This window comes from Acinetobacter sp. Leaf130, from assembly GCF_001423205.1.
Classification (GTDB): domain Bacteria; phylum Pseudomonadota; class Gammaproteobacteria; order Pseudomonadales; family Moraxellaceae; genus Acinetobacter; species Acinetobacter calcoaceticus.
On record NZ_LMOE01000001.1, the window covers coordinates 1,753,432 to 1,771,491 of the forward strand.

An 18,060-nucleotide genomic window follows, 5' to 3' on the forward strand; every position below is an offset into this window, starting at 1 on the left:
TTTGAGGACAAAATGTCTCGTCAATTTGACCATCTAGCCGATGTTGAAGTGTTTTTAATTGTGGCTGAAAAGCTTTCTATTAGTGCAACTGCAATTCATTTGTCTACCACACCTTCAGTCATTAGTAGAACAATTACACGGCTAGAGAAAAAGTTGGGTATCCAGTTTTTTAGAAGGACCACTCGTCATTTAAGCTTGACTGAAGCAGGTCAACTTTATTATGAGAAAATGCAGCACGCCTTTCAGCTAATCGACCATGCAGAACGTGTGGTTCAAGGTGAACAACTGCAAATTTCTGGAAAAATCAAATTAAGCGTTCCTACAACTTATGGACACTATCGTTTACCACCCTTATTAGAAAAATTTCTTTTGCAATATCCAGACATTCAAATTGAGATCAGCATCTCTAACCGAAATGTTGATTTAATTGCTGAAGGTTTTGATTTAGCTATTCGTCAAGGGCATCTCCCTAATAGCTCTCTTGTAGCCAGACCACTAGAACTTGCCCCTCTTCAACTAGTTGCTTCACCAAATTATTTAAAGCGTATGGGTATTCCTCAAAGCTTAGAAGAATTAAATCATCACCAATGTATCGCCTTTGAATTACCTAGCAGTGGTAAGGTCACTCCATGGTTCTTTAAAGATCGTGATCACCAAATTCAGTGGACACCAACAAATCGGATTTTAGTAAAAGAAGATATTTTAGGCGTAGTTTCTCTTGCTGAAAGTGGATTAGGGATATGTCAGAGTTATAGCTTTATTGTTAATGAAAAAATTCGACAAGGAAAATTACAACCTTTACTCGAGACTTATGCAGGCCACACTCGTCCCTTCTCTTTACTGTACGCACAACATAAACATATGTCTTCTGCCACAAGAGCTTTGATCAATTTTCTCTGTTCAGATCGCCAGTAATAAACTCATTAAAATTAAATGAGACTCATATTTATCTATATGAGTATTAAACATTCTATTTTAATAGAAAACATACAAACTAGACACTAAACTACAATAATGAATTGATGGTTCTCCATATTTTAAGAAACGTGTTTTGTTACATTTGCCGTAACAAAAGATATAGGGTCCTGCTGCTAAGGACACGGAGTAAAAAATGAAATTAAATGCTTGGTTATGTAGCGCTGTTTTAGCAACTTCTATGGTTACTGTAGCTCACGCTGACAACACAACACATGTAGCAGCCGCTTCTGCTTTAGGTAGTGTAGCTGGTACTGCAATTGGTAAAAGCATGGGTGGTACATCTGGCGCAACAATTGGTGCTGCTTTAGGTGGTGCTGGTGGTGCAGCAGTTGCAAGTGACCGTCGTCACCGTACAGAATCTGCAATTGGCGGTGGTTTAGGTGGTGGTGCTGGTTATACCGTTGGTAGAAGTATGGGCGGTACAAATGGTGGTTACGTTGGCGCTGCTTTAGGTGCTGCGGGTGGTTCTGCTCTAGGTAATAAGATTTCTAAAGACCGCGATGCTGACAGATCTTCTAAGCACTGGAAGAAAAAACACCGTCGTCATCACTAATCAAATTTGATGAAACGTCACTAAGCACCTTCGGGTGCTTTTTTATTAGGACCAACAAATATTCATCTTTTCTCTTTTGCTCATGATTTATCCATAGATTAATACAAACAATACAAACAGACACAAAACTATCGTATCGCCTTTGGGGTTCTCCATAATTATCACGAAATTTTTGATTACATTTATCTCAAGATAAAAATACTGTCCTTCTCAGTAAAAAGGACATGGAGCTGCAAGATGAAAATGAATATTTGGTTAGCTAGTGCATTAATTGCAACATCGTCTATGGTGACGGTTGCACATGCAGATAATGGTACACGTGTTGCTGCAACCTCTGCGTTAGGTAGTGTGGTTGGTACAGCAATTGGTAAAAGCATGGGTGGTACAACAGGCGCAACAATTGGTGCGGCTTTAGGTGGTGCTGGTGGTGCCGCCGCAGCGAGTGATCGTCGTAATCGTACAGAAGCTGCAATTGGCGGTGCTTTAGGTGGTGGTGCTGGTTATACAGTCGGTAAAAATATGGGTGGTACCAACGGTGGTTACATCGGTGCTGCGGTAGGTGCTGCGGGTGGTTCAGCGCTAGGTCGTAAAGTTTCTGAAGATCGTGACTACAATGATCGCTATGATCGTGGTAGTCGTTATGATCGAGATGATCGTAGATATGACGATGGTGACCGTCGTTACTATAAAGGTGGTCATCGCCGTCATGACAATGGTTTACATCGCGGCTGGTACAAAAACCGCTAATTCATATATGAATCAAAAGAGCACCTTCGGGTGCTTTTTTATTGAGAGATAAAACCTAATATCGAAAAAAAACGATATACATTAATCCCTATATATCGTAGTATTTCGATATACCCTTATTCGAGAATATCGCATGCGATCACTTCAAGATACCAAGTTTTCAATTTTGGAACTTGCTCCTATTCGTAATGATAAAACCATCGAATTTTCGTTACGTCACGCATTAGAATTAGCACAACATGCAGAGAAACTAGGTTATGAACGTTTCTGGCTTGCAGAACATCACAACATGGATGGAATCGCGAGCTCTGCTACGGCTGTCTTACTCGGTTTTATTGCAGCACATACACAGCATATTCGCTTAGGTTCAGGCGGAATTATGCTTCCTAACCATGCTCCTTTAGTTGTCGCAGAACAATTTGGAACACTTGCTACTTTATATCCAAATCGTATTGAACTGGGTTTAGGCCGTGCTCCTGGTACAGATCAACTCACTATGCGAGCTTTACGTCGTGGGCATCAAGAAACAGAAGATCAATTTCCAAGAGATGTTGTCGAAATTCTAAAATATTTTGACGCCCCTCAAGCAGGACAAAAAATTATTGCAACGCCAGGGCAAAATACACATGTGCCTGTTTGGTTACTTGGGTCTAGCCTTTTTAGTGCGCAATTGGCTGCAAAACTTGGTCTACCCTACTCATTTGCGTCGCATTTTGCACCACGTATGTTAGGTCAAGCCATCCAACTCTATCGTGAGAACTTTGAGCCTTCTGCTTATTTAGATAAACCTTACGTTTCTATGGGTGTACCTGTTGTTGTAGCAGAGACTGATGAAGAAGCACAGTTTTTAGCAACAAGTGCATACCAACGTATATTAGGCTTAATTCGTGGCGAAAGCTTAAAGCTGAAACCACCAGTTGAATCAATGCAGGGACTATGGAATACAGCAGAAGAGCTTTCCGTTGAAAACTTCTATGCAATGGCACAGATTGGCTCGGTTGAGACTGTTCGTACTGGTTTACAAAAACTTTTAACGACATACGGTGTTGATGAGTTTATTTTTACATGTGATATATACGACACAGCGAAGCGTCTAGACAGTTTTACGCAACTCATGAATGTAAAAACAGAACATTAAAACTAGACTTGATTTTCCCATACTTGAATTGATTTCGAGTATGGGATGACCATCTATCTGAAAAGACTTTACCCCAACTTCCTGCTTGGTTATTTATATTAAAACGATAAAAACATCATGATTGAAAAACCAAAAGGACTTTTGGAAAATGAGTATTAATATTAAAAATAACGCTTCAAAATCAGTAATTTTCAAAATACGGCTCAAGATTTTGAAGACTTTGCTGGTCAAGTTATTCCGTCAACCTCAATTAAAGAGTTTGATTTTTCACATTCATCTGTCGCGATTATTGGTACAAATCAAGATACTGTGACCCATCTTGAAAAAATCTGCCAACAAGCAAAATTTGTGACTGTATTTCAAATTACACCTCACTTTATTTTGCCCCATAGTCAAATGGGCACACATAAGTTAATTACGCATCCACTCATTATTAAAAACCGGAGATTATTTAACAATCGTGTAAAAAGTCTTTTGGCCTTACGTTTTCTTGAGACTCAAGTAAATGAAACATGGCTTAAGCGCCTTTTAACACCCAATACGGCAACGACTAAAAAAGTATTTTTTAAATCTGATAGTTATTATGCTGCACTCCAAAAATCTAACTGTAAATTACAAACTTGGCCTATTGTTAAAGTTACCAATACATCAATTCACAGCATGGATGGTATAGAACAACCCGTCGACATCATTATCAGAATAACTACATAAAAATAAAAAGCATGGCTTTAGGCCATGCTTTTTTTCATTTACTCATATTTTTGCAAATTACCATGATCATCGTAATGCAAAATAATGCGTTGTTTCTTTTGCAATTCACTCAAGATCTCGGGACTAACCGAAAATTGGGCAGCTAGCAGTTCAACAGAACTATTCGGTGCTTTAGTCCGACGGTCTTCACCACTGAACCTAATCCAGTTATAACTCGCCCACAAAATTAAAATAAGCGCGCTAATTCCAATGAGTAATGCTAAATGAAGTAAGGTCTTAACTTCTGATAAATGATCGACCCAAACATAATCATAAATTAGGTGCCCTTCAAAAACCCATAAAAACAGTGAAACCAATGGGAAAAGCAACCACATCAAACAAATCCACCCAATGGTTTGTAACGTATAGTTTGCTGTTTTATTTTTGACATATTCAGGTTGATCAATATATTCGGGGATATCTAAAGTCTCTATATCCTTGTTTTCCTCAGGTTTCATGGGTTATCTCCACGGAAGCCGCGGTCTGGGCTCACCCAACGGGCACGTTTTTTAGTATTAAATAAAGTCTTTGGTACCGCCACAACACTAGTAAATAAAGTAAGCAGCCAGAAAAATAACGGGTACCAGATTACCCAGAAATAGTTTCTAAAGAAGCGGCCACGGTCATAGCGCTGATCAATCCACAAGCTAACCAAAAACTGTATCAAACATGTACCGCCTAATATTACACCATACCACTGTGGCATAAGCGTTTTGATCTGCCATTGCAGAGGTAACTCAACAAACAATCCAACAAAAAATAATGTGAATATCATAATCATCACATAAGACCAGATAATACTGACTAGCGCCTCAATCATGACTGGCCACATACGACGTACGCGTAATTTGAACATTTGTGGAATATATTCTAAAAGAACCTCTACCCCACCTTGTGCCCAGCGAAGGCGCTGTTTCCATAGACCTTTAAATGTTTCGGGCATATAGATATAGCAAAGCGCTTGTGGAATATACTGAATATCCCAATGGTCCAGCTGTAGCTTCCATGAAATATCAATATCTTCAGTAATTTTATCATCTGACCAAAACCCGACTCGAACGAGCGCTGTTTTACGGAATGCTGCAATCACACCAGACACTGTAAAAATACGACCATATGTACGCTGCGCACGTTTAATTAAACCAATAATCGAAGAAAATTCGCCAACCTGTAATTTTCCTAAAATACTTGATCGGTTTAAAATTCGTGGATTACCCGTTACAGCACCAATTCTCGGGAAGTTAATAAATGGTTGCATTAACCAAAGTACAGCATGCGGATGTAACAATGCATCCCCATCAATACAAACAAGATATTCGTATTTACTGACCAGTACTCCCGATCTTAAAGCTACAGCCTTACCCTGATTTTCTGCTAAGTGCACCACACGAAGTCGTGAATCTTGCGCTGACAATTCATCAAGGATTTCAGCTGTTCTATCACTACTTCCATCATTGACTGCAATCACTTCAAAATTAGGATATTTAGTTTGCAGTGCATAACGAATGGTTTGTCGTACCTGAGCTTCTTCGTTAAAACACGGAATAATGATACTGCACCCTTCGCTGGTTGGTTCGGGAAGCGTTTGTTCCCGGTATTCCCTTTTAAAAAAGAACCAAAGCCCTCCTACCATCCATGTCCAAGCCATGAGTAAAGGATATAAAAAGGCAAAAGCAAATAGAATATCGAGTAATACTCTCATTACTTTTTCCCCTCTACTAATCCAGCAAAAGGCTGATACATGACAGGGCTATAATTCAAACTAAGTGGATTATATAAATACTGATGTACATCTTTTGATTTTTCAAAACTATAGCCATCAATCCCGAACTTCTGGATTCCTGTTCGCTGAATCGAAAAGAGCCCTTGCTGTACTTCTTCCCAATTGGTCTTTGAAGCATTTTCTGGCAACACTAAAGTCAGCATAATTCTTTGCTTATCTTTTTCATTAAGCGTATTTAATAGTGCTAACACCTGATTAAATTGCTTTTTCTTGCCAATCATGTCGAACTTCAAATTGACCAAATCATGTTGCGATAAAAGTGTTTTTAAAAGTGCTGGTAGATTTTCTGCATGATCTAAATCAGGAGTAAGCAATAAAATAAACTGCCCTTGGTTACTCATATTTAAATAAGGCTTTACAGCTTTTTTGGTAAGTTGGCTGAGTTGAGCAAGATGTTTTGATTGTTCAATACAACTATTCTCTTGAGCGGTTACGGCTTGCATTTCGCAATTTAAAGATGTGCCCGCATTAAGCTGAATACCACTTAAATTACTATTTAAGCGTGCAATATCTTTTGCCAAATCTACTGCTAAAAATGGCTTATCTTTTTGAGGATAAGCAGGTAACTCTAATATTACCGCTTGACCCGCACGAGTTTGAGCCTGCCATAAACTACGGTTTAAAATATCTTGTTGAACAGACATTTTATCTGTAGGGAAATAAGCAACATCATATTGCCCATCTCCATCTTTATCTTCCAAAGGTTTTAAGATTAAGGCATTATTTTTTAAGCTATACAGTTTTGATAACAACTGCCCTAATTTTTCATCTGTTTGGGTGTATTGTGGCGCTGCTAACTGCTTTAAATCCATACTCACAAAGTGACGAGGCTGTTTAAATAAATCTGACTCTTCAAAATTTAAAATATTTAACATGCCTTCAGTGAGCTGTTCAGCTGTAGGGTTATTTATAACCAAGCTTCGTTTAAAAGTTGAATCACTCACCCGATTCATACCATCACGACCCAAACTGAAAGAAAACTCAAAGCCTGCCTGCTGCGCTAGTTTTTCCAGTTGCTCATTCACGGCGCCATAAGGCCAGATAATTGCTTTAGGATTAACGCCGACTTCTTTTTTCAAAGCTGCATAGGATTTTTTCAAATCTTGCAAAATACGTTGTTGATATTCTGCATCCGTTTCATAACGTGCTTGCGATTTTAAATATGCATACGAAGTCGCAGCAGGTTGCTCATTGCCTTGAGGATTGGCCAATATGCCATGATGTAAATCGTCACTATGACTTGCAAATTCGGCTAACCCAGAGGCTTGCATTTCACGAACTTGAGCCCAGTTCACCAAGTTACCCTGACCATAGGCTTCATAACCGGCCTGAGTATTGCCATTCATCCAGCTGGTCGGAAGAGCAAAAACTGCCGGAATCTGATATTGCTTAAGTAATGGAAATACTCGGCTATAACTACTCAAAGCCCCATCATCAAAAGTAAGTAGAATAGAATTATGAGGCAATTCTTTACCTTGCTTACGAGCTTCCTCAATGTCTTTTAAACGAATCGGCTTCCAGTCAGATTGACTCAGCCAATCTAAAAACTGTGCCAGATTATTGGTCTGAATCGCATAAACATCTCGGTCACCTTCCTTTAAGACATCATCTCGCACATCATGAAAAGTTAAAGAAACCGTATGATTTTTTGGTAGTTCAGTTTCAATGCGGGCATGAGAAAATTGTACGGGTAATAATGTTGAAGCAAACACACAGCTCAACATTTTTGACATCATATTATTCATTAAAAACGCCCTTCAAATCCGAAAATACCGTAGGTATGCTGTTCATCATGACCATCGTATGGGTGATACTGCCAACCAATTCCATAATTAAGTTGCCAAGTCCGTGAGAGCTGCCATTGATGCTGATATTGCAGAGAGTATGTTGGTCTAGCCGAGTAATCTGCTTGTTTATAGAGGCCCACTCCAGCTTCAAAATGCTGCTTAAATGAACGCTCATATTCTCGCCAAGTTACCCAGTCATGACTTAAATTTAACTCAGCACTGTAGTGATTGCTTGGGCTAAAGTAGGCAGTCTGATCTTGGCTATTGCTGCCATAAAATCCACGAACGGTCCCGTAGGTAATATGGTGCGGCGCATCAAATAATCGTTCGCGCCAAAAAGTCGAAAATTCTTGTTGTTTATTACCATCACTAATATCAGTTAGGCCATAACTCGCCCCAATCTGACGTGACTCATCTTTTTGCCATGTCAAAGCAGCACGGTAAGCTTGTCCATCTTCACCAGCATCAATTGCTTGTAATGGAATATTAGCCTGACTGTCATATTGCAATTGATACTGCCAATGGTCATTTAACCATTGAGACCAATCAAGGCGAACACCTGCTTGTCCACCATCTGTACTTTGCGACAAAATTGCTGACAATGCCTTACGATTTGCTTGCCACTCAGCCCCAACACCATAACGTTGGTCATGCACATCGCCAAAACGGTATTCTCCGTAACGATCTTGATGCCAAGCGAATAAACGATAATTATCTTTGATCCATGGACTATTAAGACGAGTTTCCATTTCGCGGTCTTTTAAACCATTCTGACCACTTACAGAATCGCTACTACTATCTGCCTTACTTTGCCCCCAAGTTGTTGAGTGAGAAATTGTCGGTCTATTGCGGTCATCTAACTCTTTTCGACTTTTAATTACTCCACCATCTTCAGGGTAATATTCCAAAAGACTTTCAGTATTTTTACGCCATTCTGGAATATCTCCTAAAGCCTGAGCATTTTGCATCTGGTTAATTCGAGTATCTTTGGCAACCGGAGTTAAACCATTTAAACGAGAAATAGTTTGCTTGGACTGTAGAGGTTTATCTCTCCAACGCTCAACACGAGCCAGATTATTAATTAAACCTTCATTGGCAGGTGCAAGATCTACTTGTTTTTGAAAATGCTTTTCTGCTTGATCAAGATGATTTGCATAAGCTAAGTGCATACCCTGTAAAGTAATATAGTCATCACGGTCGGGATGACTTGTTTTGTCTACCCCTTTTGCCTGACTATATTTATACATCGGAACAAGTCGATCAACCTCACTCAAAAATTGTTCAGCTTGTTTATATTTTTCTTGTTCAATATATGAATAGTACAGTCCAGTATATACCGTCATATCTGGATAGTTTTTTTCAGTAAGCAAGGTTTTAAAAGCAAGTTCAGCTTGCTGTGGCTGTCTTTCAGCTAAATAACTATCAGCTATTGCATGACGAATATAGGCAGGTAGTTTTTCTAAAGGTACATTTAATTTAGTAAATTGATCCAGGACCGTACGAGCACTTCCACGGAAATCTAACGCATATATATAGTCATAATGGAATCTTAAATAATTAGGGTCTGACGGTTGAATCAAAGGCTGCATTTGCTCGCCTTGCTTCAACACAGCATCAAGTTCAGCAAAGCCTTCACTATCGGACATGCCTTCTCGATTTAAATATTTATACCGAGCTATTGCGTTATTTACACGTTGAGAAAACTCACTGACTTGTAGCCAGTGTTGCAACGATTCTATTTCTGCATTTTTATCGCTGCCAAGCAATAACTGCTGAGCCTTGTTATAAGCTCCTACAGCCGCTAGGTCGTAACTGTATTCTTGTAAAACTGCAAAAGACTTGGGCTGCTGCTTATATGCTTGCTCAATTGTAGATAAAGCATCTACAGGTAAATTGATAAGACGATAAGCATAAGCTATTTGCACAAGTTGATCAGTTTTCAAATTTTTACTATTAATTTTTGCTAACTGTGCTTTGGCTTTTACAACATCCTGAGCTTCAGCATATAAAACTGCTAACAAAATCTGCCCATCAAGTGTTTTTTGAATATTAAATTTATTCGACCAATCAATCGCATTTTTAAAGTGTTTAAAATCACGAAAATTACGTATTAAAGGTAACTGTCCATATTGTGGAAAATTAACCGGATTAATATTTGCTAAATGCTGAGAAAAAGTTACTAGATCATTTTTTTCATTTGACATTACAACTAAATAATCAGCTAGCAATTTTTGGTCATGCGGATAAGTTTTTAGCAATTGATCCAGTTGAAATATTGCTTGGTGAGTTTGTCCAGTTTTATAAGTGTGAATAGCTTGCTCTCTCAATTCATCCACTTGAGCAGCATATAAATTGAGAGGCAAGATGTATACCAATGAAAAAACACATTTTTTTAGCATTTTGATAATCGGATAGTCCCATATCGAGGTGGGAAAGTATAATTAAAAATAAATAAATAATCACACAACAGCAAAATAGTGTGATCTAGTTAACACTTTTGAATTATGGATTTTTTTTGATTGTTTTTTTAAAATATTTAGCAAAATTAAACAATTACCATTTTTCAGCACAATAAAATACATACACTTCTTTTCAATAGTATTATTTAAATTTACAAATGAGTTGCAAAAGAAGTACAGGTTTATAACCAATAAAAAACATTTAATAATGTTTGGTTTTATATTTAAAACTTTTATTTTTATTGTATTTATATTTTAAAAAACCACTCAATTTATTTATAAATTAATATACATAAATCGAATGGTTAAAATAAGCAGTTGATTAAATTAACCAATACGACGTTTTAATCCTGTCATCTGCAAAACACGCGTTGAAATTTCTTCAATCGACATTTCAGTCACGTTTAAATATTTAATCCCTTCTGAAATATAGATTCCTTCAATTGCTCTAAGTTCCATTTGGCATTGACTAAAACTTGCATAACGACTGTTAGCTTTACGCTCACTACGAATCGCAACTAATCGCTCAGCATCAATCATTAAACCAAACAATTTATTACGATGTGGTCTTAATACTGCTGGTAAACGGTTATCATCCAAATCTTCTTCTGTTAATGGATAGTTTGCAACACGAATACCGAATTGAAGCGATAAGTAAATAGAGGTCGGCGTTTTCCCCGAACGAGAAACTCCAATTAAGATTAAATCAGCTTTATCATAATGGCGAGTACGCGCTCCATCATCATTATCAAGCGCAAAATGAACAGCATCAATACGGGCTTTATAAGACTCAGAATCAGTCACGGCATGTGTCTGTCCAACCAATGTGGTGGGTGGCGTACCTAGTTCTTGTTCTAATTTACTGATTAAACCTTCAAATACATCAAGATTAACTGCTTTAGCAGTATTAATGATTTCTCGCACATGCGGATCAACTAAAGTATCAAATACTAAAGGCAGACAACCATCTTTGGTTTGACATCGATTAATCTCGACTACAATCTCCATTGCAGCCTCTTCGGTTGCAATATACGGCATGATATGAATATCAAAATCTACATTGGGAAATTGTGCTAATAACGAATGTCCAAGAGTCTCTGCAGTTATCGCAGTTCCATCAGAAATAAAAAAAACGCTTCGCTTAAATTGTTTACTTTCTGACATTAAAATTCTCCTTAAACATTTGTCTTAGTACTATATAATCTTTATAGTAAACTGATCTTACATGACTGTCGCTTAGTATAATTCTCAACTAAGCACTTTATTTTTATAATTTCATGCCAAGATAGACATTAATACTGCAAAAGTGGAGTGAAAACTTTGGAAGCGCGCGTAATCGGTCTAGAAAAATTAGGGAAACACGATGTCGAACTCGTAGGTGGGAAAAACTCATCTTTGGGTGAAATGATCAGTCATTTAGCAAATGCTGGTGTATCGGTACCAGGCGGTTTTGCAACTACTGCTGATGCCTATCGTGAGTTCTTAGATCAAAGCGGTCTTAACGCTCGAATTCAAGCAGAACTTGCTCAACTCAATGTTGATGACGTAAATGCTCTTGCAGAAACAGGTGCTAAAATTCGTCAATGGATTGTAGAGACTCCACTCACTGCAAGCCTAGAACAAGAAATTCGCGCCGCTTTTACAACACTTTCTAACGGCAACCCAGAAATCGCGGTTGCCGTTCGTTCATCTGCAACTGCTGAAGATTTACCAGATGCTTCATTCGCAGGTCAGCAAGAAACTTTCTTGAATATTCGCGGTATTGATAACGTTCTTATTGCGATTAAAGAAGTATTTGCTTCTTTATATAATGACCGTGCAATTTCTTACCGTGTACATCAAGGTTTTGACCATGATGTCGTTGCACTTTCTGCAGGCGTTCAGCGTATGGTTCGCTCTGAAACTGGCGCTGCGGGTGTAATGTTTACACTTGATACCGAGTCTGGTTTCCGCGAAGTTGTGTTTATCACAGCATCTTATGGTTTAGGTGAAATGGTTGTACAGGGTGCAGTTAACCCAGATGAATTTTACTTATCTAAACCACTATTAAATGCAGGTAGACATTCAGTTTTACGCCGTAACCTTGGTTCAAAACACCAGAAAATGATTTATGGTGAAGAAGGTTCTACTGGTAAATCTGTTGTAGTTGTTGATGTTGAGAAACAAGAGCGCCAACAATTTGCTTTAAATGATCATGAGTTACAAGAGCTAGCTAAACAAGCGCTTATTATTGAGCAGCACTACGGTGCGCCAATGGATATCGAATGGGCGAAAGATGGCGATGATGGTCAAATTTATATTGTTCAAGCTCGTCCTGAAACGGTAAAAAGCCGTCAAAATGTAGGCACAATGGAGCGCTATCTTCTTAAACAAAGAGGTACTGTTCTTTGTGAAGGTCGTTCAATTGGTCAACGTATTGGTTCTGGTAAAGTCCGCATCATTAGCTCAATTAAAGAAATGGACAAAGTTCAAGAAGGCGACGTTCTTGTATCAGATATGACCGACCCTGATTGGGAACCGGTAATGAAACGTGCCGCGGCAATTATTACTAACCGTGGTGGTCGTACATGTCACGCGGCAATTATTGCACGTGAACTTGGTGTACCCGCTATTGTAGGCTGTGGTAACGCAACAGAAGTATTGACTGATGGTCAAGAAGTAACTGTTTCTTGTGCTGAAGGTGACACTGGCTTCATTTACGAAGGCGCTTTAGATTTCGAAGTTCAACGTAACTCAATTGAATCTATGCCTAAACTTTCGTTCAAAATTATGATGAACGTAGGTAACCCAGACCGCGCGTTTGACTTTGCTCAAATTCCAAATGAAGGTATTGGTCTTGCTCGTCTTGAGTTCATTATTAACCGTATGATCGGCGTGCATCCTAAAGCGCTACTCAACATTGATAGCCTACCTCGTGAAACTCGTGCTGCAGTTCTGACTCGTACTGCTGGTTATGCTTCACCTGTAGATTTCTATGTTGAAAAATTGGTTGAAGGTATTGCGACTCTTGCTGCTGCATTTGGTGACAAGCCAGTTATTGTTCGTATGTCTGACTTCAAATCAAATGAATATGCAAACTTGATTGGCGGTAAATTATACGAGCCTGAAGAAGAAAACCCAATGCTCGGTTTCCGTGGTGCAAGCCGTTATGTGTCTGATAACTTCCGTGACTGTTTCGAATTAGAATGCCGTGCACTTAAGAAAGCTCGTGATGAAATGGGTCTAACCAATATTCAAATCATGATTCCTTTTGTACGTACTGTATCTGAAGCAAAACGCGTTATTGAGTTACTAGCACAAAATGGTTTAAGACGCGGTGAGAACGGGTTAAAAGTAATCATGATGTGTGAATTACCAACTAATGCTCTATTAGCTGAACAATTCCTAGAGCACTTCGATGGTTTCTCTATCGGTTCGAATGATTTAACTCAGTTAACACTAGGTCTTGACCGTGACTCAGGTATTGTTTCACACCTGTTCGATGAGCGTGATGCAGCAGTTAAAGCACTTCTTTCAATGGCAATCCATGCCTGCCGTAAAGCGGGTAAATATGTAGGTATCTGTGGTCAAGGTCCTTCAGATCATCCCGATCTTGCAAAGTGGTTAATGGAACAAGGTATTGAGTCTGTTTCTCTTAACCCAGACTCAGTTTTAGATACATGGTTCTTCCTTGCTGAAGAAAAAATCAAACAAATCTAATATGTTATAAAAAAAGGCCCATCCGTGGGTCTTTTTTCATCTTTAGAACAGAGAATTTTTATTTATGCAAATTTACTTGGCACGTAATAATCAACAAGCTGGGCCTTACACCTTAGAGCAAGTAAATCAAATGTTGGCTAGCCAACAGATTTTGTTAACTGATTTAGCTTGGCATGAAGGCATGACAGAATGGAAAGCTTTAGGAGAATTAACCCAAGGTAAACTTGTATATCAACCTATCGGTTATTCTGCACCTGTCATAAACACAAACAGCTCACCTAATGAAACGATTCGTCAAATTCGTGTAGAGCCTAAAATTCACGAACTTGCCTCTATTCCATCTCGAGCTTTGGCAAAAATTATTGATTTATTGCTTTGGTTACCAATAGCTGCGATTCCTTCTTTTTTCTTTAATGAATCCCAGTATAAGCAATTATTTGAGTTGCAAAAACAAATGCAATCAACTGAAGTTGCTTCAACTAAAGCAGCAGAGCTACAACATCAACTTTTTACTTTAATTCCTATTGAAGCTTGGCATTCTATGCTTGTTTACGTCGTAATCATGCTTGCAATTCAAGCCTTTCTTTTAACAAAATATGGGCAAAGTATAGGTAAGAAAATTGTTGGAATTAAAATCGTAGATGCTGAGAGCAATGGTAAAGTTAATTTAACTCGCATCTTCTTATTAAGAAGCATTGTTTTCATCATACTCAACTTGCTGTTTATGCCTATTAGTACAATTATTGACTATGCTTTTGCATTAGGGCAAAAGCGACAAGCGCTACATGACAAAATTGCAAGAACAAAAGTGATCAAATGATAGCGAATGACTCATTCATTTAAGGTCTAAAAAAAAAGGAGGCACCCCGCCTCCTTTTTTCTATAGAGAGTTGATATTTAAATAAAAGCTCTATAGAGATTAGATACCCTACAAAAAAAATCGGGTTTTAAAACAATTATTTCAGGCTACTTTATGTATAGCTTAGTTTGTCGATATGAGGCATAATGCCCTACAACGTAGCGGTGTCATATAATTGAGAAGTCTAAATTTAAGGATTAGCGTTCTCAATCATGCGACACTTTAATCGCTATCCCATATTTAATTAGGGAATGGGACTCTTCACCGAGGTTGTAAAATGAGACAAACGATTTTAGCTGTATTGTCTTTATCAACGCTTGCCGCACTTTTGACTGGGTGTGGTGGTGATATGGTACTTCTAAACTCTAAAGGTCCAGTTGGTCAAGGTCAAAGTGACCTTATGATGACTGCGATCTATTTAATGTTACTTGTGGTGATTCCTTCAATCATCATGGCATTATGGTTTGGTTGGAAATATCGCGCGTCAAATAAAGATGCAGACTATAAACCTACATGGGCACACTCAACTACAATTGAAGTTGTAGTATGGGGTATCCCTGTCATTATTATTGGTATTTTAGCTTGGTTAACTTGGTGGGGTTCCCACAAGTATGACCCATACCGTCCTTTAGAATCAGATAAAGCTCCTTTAACTATTCAAGTTGTTGCTGAACAGTTTAAGTGGATCTTCATTTATCCTGAACAAAACATTGCAACAGTTAACGAAGTACGTTTCCCTGAAAAAACTCCGTTAAGCTTTAAGATCACCTCTAACTTTACAATGAACTCATTCTTCATTCCACAGTTAGGCGGCCAGATTTATGCAATGGCAGGTATGCAAACTCACCTTCATTTGTTAGCAAATGAAACTGGCGTATATCGTGGTTTCTCTTCTAACTACTCAGGTTATGGTTTCTCTCAAATGCGTTTCAAGGCGCATAGTGTTACAGAGCAACAATTCAACGAATGGGTAGCAGCTGTAAAAGCTGGTAATGGTTCTACTATTAATCCAGAAGCAGTTCAAAAAACTACGCTTGACCAAGCTGAATTAGCAACCTTACGTGATGGCGATCGTTCTAAGCACCAAATCGAGCATTTAGTCAATCGTGCTAAAGCTGCTGGTGACGAAGAAGCGCTTGCTAAAGCTGAAGCTATGAAACCGTTCCCGACTAAGCCACACCCTGTGACTTATTACTCTTCAGTTGAACCAAAATTGTTTGAAACAATTATCAACCATTATATGAGTAACTATCATGGTGTTGACCACTCTGCTGCGCATGCAACAGCTGAACACGCTGCTCAAGGGGAATAAGACATGGATATGATTTTTGGTAAACTGGGTTGGGACTCTATCCCGACAGAGCCAATTGTGCTTGTCACCATGGTCCTTATGGCACTTGGTGCAATTGTTGTGCTTGGCGGTATCACCTATTTCAAAAAATGGGGATATTTGTGGAATGAGTGGTTTATTACGGTAGACCATAAAAAAATTGGTATCATGTACATTCTTGTATCTGTGGTCATGCTTTTGCGTGGTTTCGCCGATGCAATTATGATGCGTCTACAACTTTTCCTCGCTAAAGGCGGCGGCGAAGGTTATCTACATCCAGACCATTACGACCAGATCTTCACCGCACACGGTGTAATCATGATCTTCTTCGTAGCAATGGGTCTCGTTGTTGGTATGATGAACATCTCGGTACCTTTACAGATTGGTGCTCGTGACGTTGCATTCCCATTATTAAACTCTTTAAGCTTCTGGTTATTCGCTGGTGCTGCTGGTTTGATGATGCTTTCACTTGTATTAGGTGAGTTTGCTGCGACTGGTTGGATGGCTTACCCTCCTCTGTCTGGCATTCAATATTCTCCTGGTGTAGGTGTTGACTACTATATCTGGGCACTTCAGGTTTCTGGTCTAGGTACGCTTTTATCTGGTGTTAACTTCTTCGTTACCATCATCAAAATGCGTGCACCTGGCATGAAATTGATGGATATGCCTATTTTTACGTGGACTTCACTTTGTACGGCTGTATTAATTATTGCATCGTTCCCTGTATTAACAGGTACACTTGCAATGTTAACTCTAGACCGTTACTTCGGCTTCCATTTCTTCACAAATGAGCTTGGCGGTAGCCCAATGCTTTATGTGAACTTGATCTGGACATGGGGTCACCCTGAAGTATATATCTTAGTATTACCAGCATTTGGTCTATACTCAGAAATCGTTGCAACCTTCTCTCGTAAAGCGTTGTTCGGTTACAAGTCTATGGTGTATGCAACTATCGCGATTACTGTTCTTGCGTTCGTTGTATGGCTTCACCACTTCTTTACCATGGGTGCTGGTGCGAACGTTAACGCGTTCTTCGGTATCATGACCATGGTTATTGCGATTCCTACTGGTGTGAAAATCTTCTCTTGGTTATTCACCATGTATAAAGGTCGCATCACCTTTACTACTCCAATGTTGTGGACGCTTGGCTTCCTTATAACATTTGGTATCGGTGGTTTAACTGGTGTACTTATGGCTGTTCCACCTGCGGACTTCCTTGTACACAACTCATTATTCTTGATCGCTCACTTCCATAACGTAATTATCGGTGGTGTGGTGTTTGGTATGTTTGCCGGCATCATTTACTACTGGCCAAAAATGTTTGGTTGGAAGCTCAATGAAGCATGGGGTAAAGCTGCGTTCTGGTTCTGGTTCTTCGGTTTCTATTTTGCATTCATGCCACTTTATATCCTTGGTTTCATGGGTATGACTCGTCGTTTGAATACATATGACAACCCTGAATGGGATCCTTACCTTGCAATTGCATTATTTGGTGCTGTTCTCGTTGCGATTGGTATTGCATGTTTCTTAATGCAAATCATTGTTGGTTTCTTACAACGCAAAGACAACATGGACCTTACAGGCGATCCATGGGATGCACGTACGCTTGAATGGGCGACTTCTTCCCCTGCTCCGTTCTATAACTTTGCGCATGAACCAGATGCAAGCGGTATTGACCGTTTCTGGACTGACAAAGAAAATGGTGTAGCATACGCACGTAACACTAAATATGAAGACATCCACATGCCGACTGATCGTGCTGCTGGTTTTGTCATTGCAATGTTCATTACGATCCTTGGCTTTGCACTCATTTGGCATATTTGGTGGCTTGTTGTTGTTTCATTCGTTTCAGCTGTTGTTAGCTTGATCGTAAGCTCATTCACTAAGAATGTTGATTACTATGTTCCGGCTGCTGAAGTTGAGCGTATTGAAAACGAACGCTATGCTTTACTTGAAAAACACTTGAAGAAGGACTAA

General features: G+C 39.0%; 13 protein-coding genes and 1 pseudogene. 9 read left to right on the forward strand and 5 right to left on the reverse strand.

Going from position 1 to position 18,060, the window contains the following annotated elements:
* Positions 1 to 12 precede the first annotated feature (12 nt).
* The 5 genes and pseudogenes from ASF86_RS07845 (at position 13) to ASF86_RS07865 (ending at position 4,127) form a co-directional block, all read left to right on the forward strand.
* Complete coding sequence (locus ASF86_RS07845) at positions 13 to 915, forward strand: LysR family transcriptional regulator (protein WP_056480994.1); 903 nt, start codon at positions 13 to 15, stop codon at positions 913 to 915.
* A gap of 196 nt (positions 916 to 1,111) precedes the next feature.
* Positions 1,112 to 1,531, forward strand: coding sequence for a glycine zipper domain-containing protein (locus ASF86_RS07850; RefSeq protein ID WP_005039626.1), 420 nt, complete (start codon positions 1,112 to 1,114; stop codon positions 1,529 to 1,531).
* Between the two features lie 237 nt (positions 1,532 to 1,768).
* A complete protein-coding gene (locus ASF86_RS07855; RefSeq protein ID WP_005039624.1) occupies positions 1,769 to 2,278 on the forward strand; it encodes a hypothetical protein in 510 nt (169 codons plus the stop codon).
* 133 nt (positions 2,279 to 2,411) lie between these two features.
* Positions 2,412 to 3,416: an LLM class flavin-dependent oxidoreductase gene (locus tag ASF86_RS07860; RefSeq protein ID WP_056480996.1), complete on the forward strand. Its 1,005-nt coding sequence runs from the start codon at positions 2,412 to 2,414 to the stop codon at positions 3,414 to 3,416.
* Between the two features lie 148 nt (positions 3,417 to 3,564).
* Positions 3,565 to 4,127 (forward strand): annotated as a pseudogene (locus ASF86_RS07865) (flavoprotein).
* Positions 4,128 to 4,165: 38 nt separating this feature from the next.
* Here ASF86_RS07865 and pgaD read toward each other — a convergent pair.
* From pgaD to ASF86_RS07890, 5 genes are all read right to left on the reverse strand, one after another.
* The gene (gene pgaD, locus ASF86_RS07870; protein ID WP_005039615.1) at positions 4,166 to 4,624 is read right to left on the reverse strand and encodes a poly-beta-1,6-N-acetyl-D-glucosamine biosynthesis protein PgaD; all 459 of its coding nucleotides are present in this window, start codon (positions 4,622 to 4,624) and stop codon (positions 4,166 to 4,168) included.
* Positions 4,621 to 5,868 carry a poly-beta-1,6-N-acetyl-D-glucosamine synthase gene (gene pgaC / locus ASF86_RS07875; RefSeq protein ID WP_005039612.1) on the reverse strand — a complete coding sequence of 416 codons (1,248 nt, stop codon included), beginning with the start codon at positions 5,866 to 5,868 and terminating at the stop codon, positions 4,621 to 4,623. Before pgaC ends, pgaD begins: the two co-directional genes overlap by 4 nt.
* Complete coding sequence (gene pgaB / locus ASF86_RS07880) at positions 5,868 to 7,694, reverse strand: poly-beta-1,6-N-acetyl-D-glucosamine N-deacetylase PgaB (protein ID WP_056480998.1); 1,827 nt, start codon at positions 7,692 to 7,694, stop codon at positions 5,868 to 5,870. Before pgaB ends, pgaC begins: the two co-directional genes overlap by 1 nt.
* Entirely contained in the window at positions 7,694 to 10,135 is a 2,442-nt protein-coding gene (pgaA, locus tag ASF86_RS07885; RefSeq protein WP_056481000.1) for a poly-beta-1,6 N-acetyl-D-glucosamine export porin PgaA, read from the reverse strand. Before pgaA ends, pgaB begins: the two co-directional genes overlap by 1 nt.
* A 387-nt stretch (positions 10,136 to 10,522) precedes the next feature.
* Entirely contained in the window at positions 10,523 to 11,359 is an 837-nt protein-coding gene (locus tag ASF86_RS07890) for a pyruvate, water dikinase regulatory protein (protein ID WP_003652470.1), read from the reverse strand.
* A gap of 147 nt (positions 11,360 to 11,506) precedes the next feature.
* On the opposite strand from ASF86_RS07890, the gene ppsA reads away from it, so the two are divergent.
* From ppsA to cyoB, 4 genes are all read left to right on the forward strand, one after another.
* Positions 11,507 to 13,894, forward strand: a complete 2,388-nt coding sequence (ppsA, locus tag ASF86_RS07895; RefSeq protein WP_171252328.1) for a phosphoenolpyruvate synthase — start codon at positions 11,507 to 11,509, stop codon at positions 13,892 to 13,894.
* Between the two features lie 64 nt (positions 13,895 to 13,958).
* Positions 13,959 to 14,714: an RDD family protein gene (locus ASF86_RS07900; RefSeq protein WP_056481004.1), complete on the forward strand. Its 756-nt coding sequence runs from the start codon at positions 13,959 to 13,961 to the stop codon at positions 14,712 to 14,714.
* Positions 14,715 to 15,030: 316 nt separating this feature from the next.
* Complete coding sequence (gene cyoA / locus ASF86_RS07905) at positions 15,031 to 16,065, forward strand: ubiquinol oxidase subunit II (RefSeq protein ID WP_004643323.1); 1,035 nt, start codon at positions 15,031 to 15,033, stop codon at positions 16,063 to 16,065.
* Between the two features lie 3 nt (positions 16,066 to 16,068).
* Positions 16,069 to 18,060 carry a cytochrome o ubiquinol oxidase subunit I gene (gene cyoB / locus ASF86_RS07910; RefSeq protein WP_003652474.1) on the forward strand — a complete coding sequence of 664 codons (1,992 nt, stop codon included), beginning with the start codon at positions 16,069 to 16,071 and terminating at the stop codon, positions 18,058 to 18,060.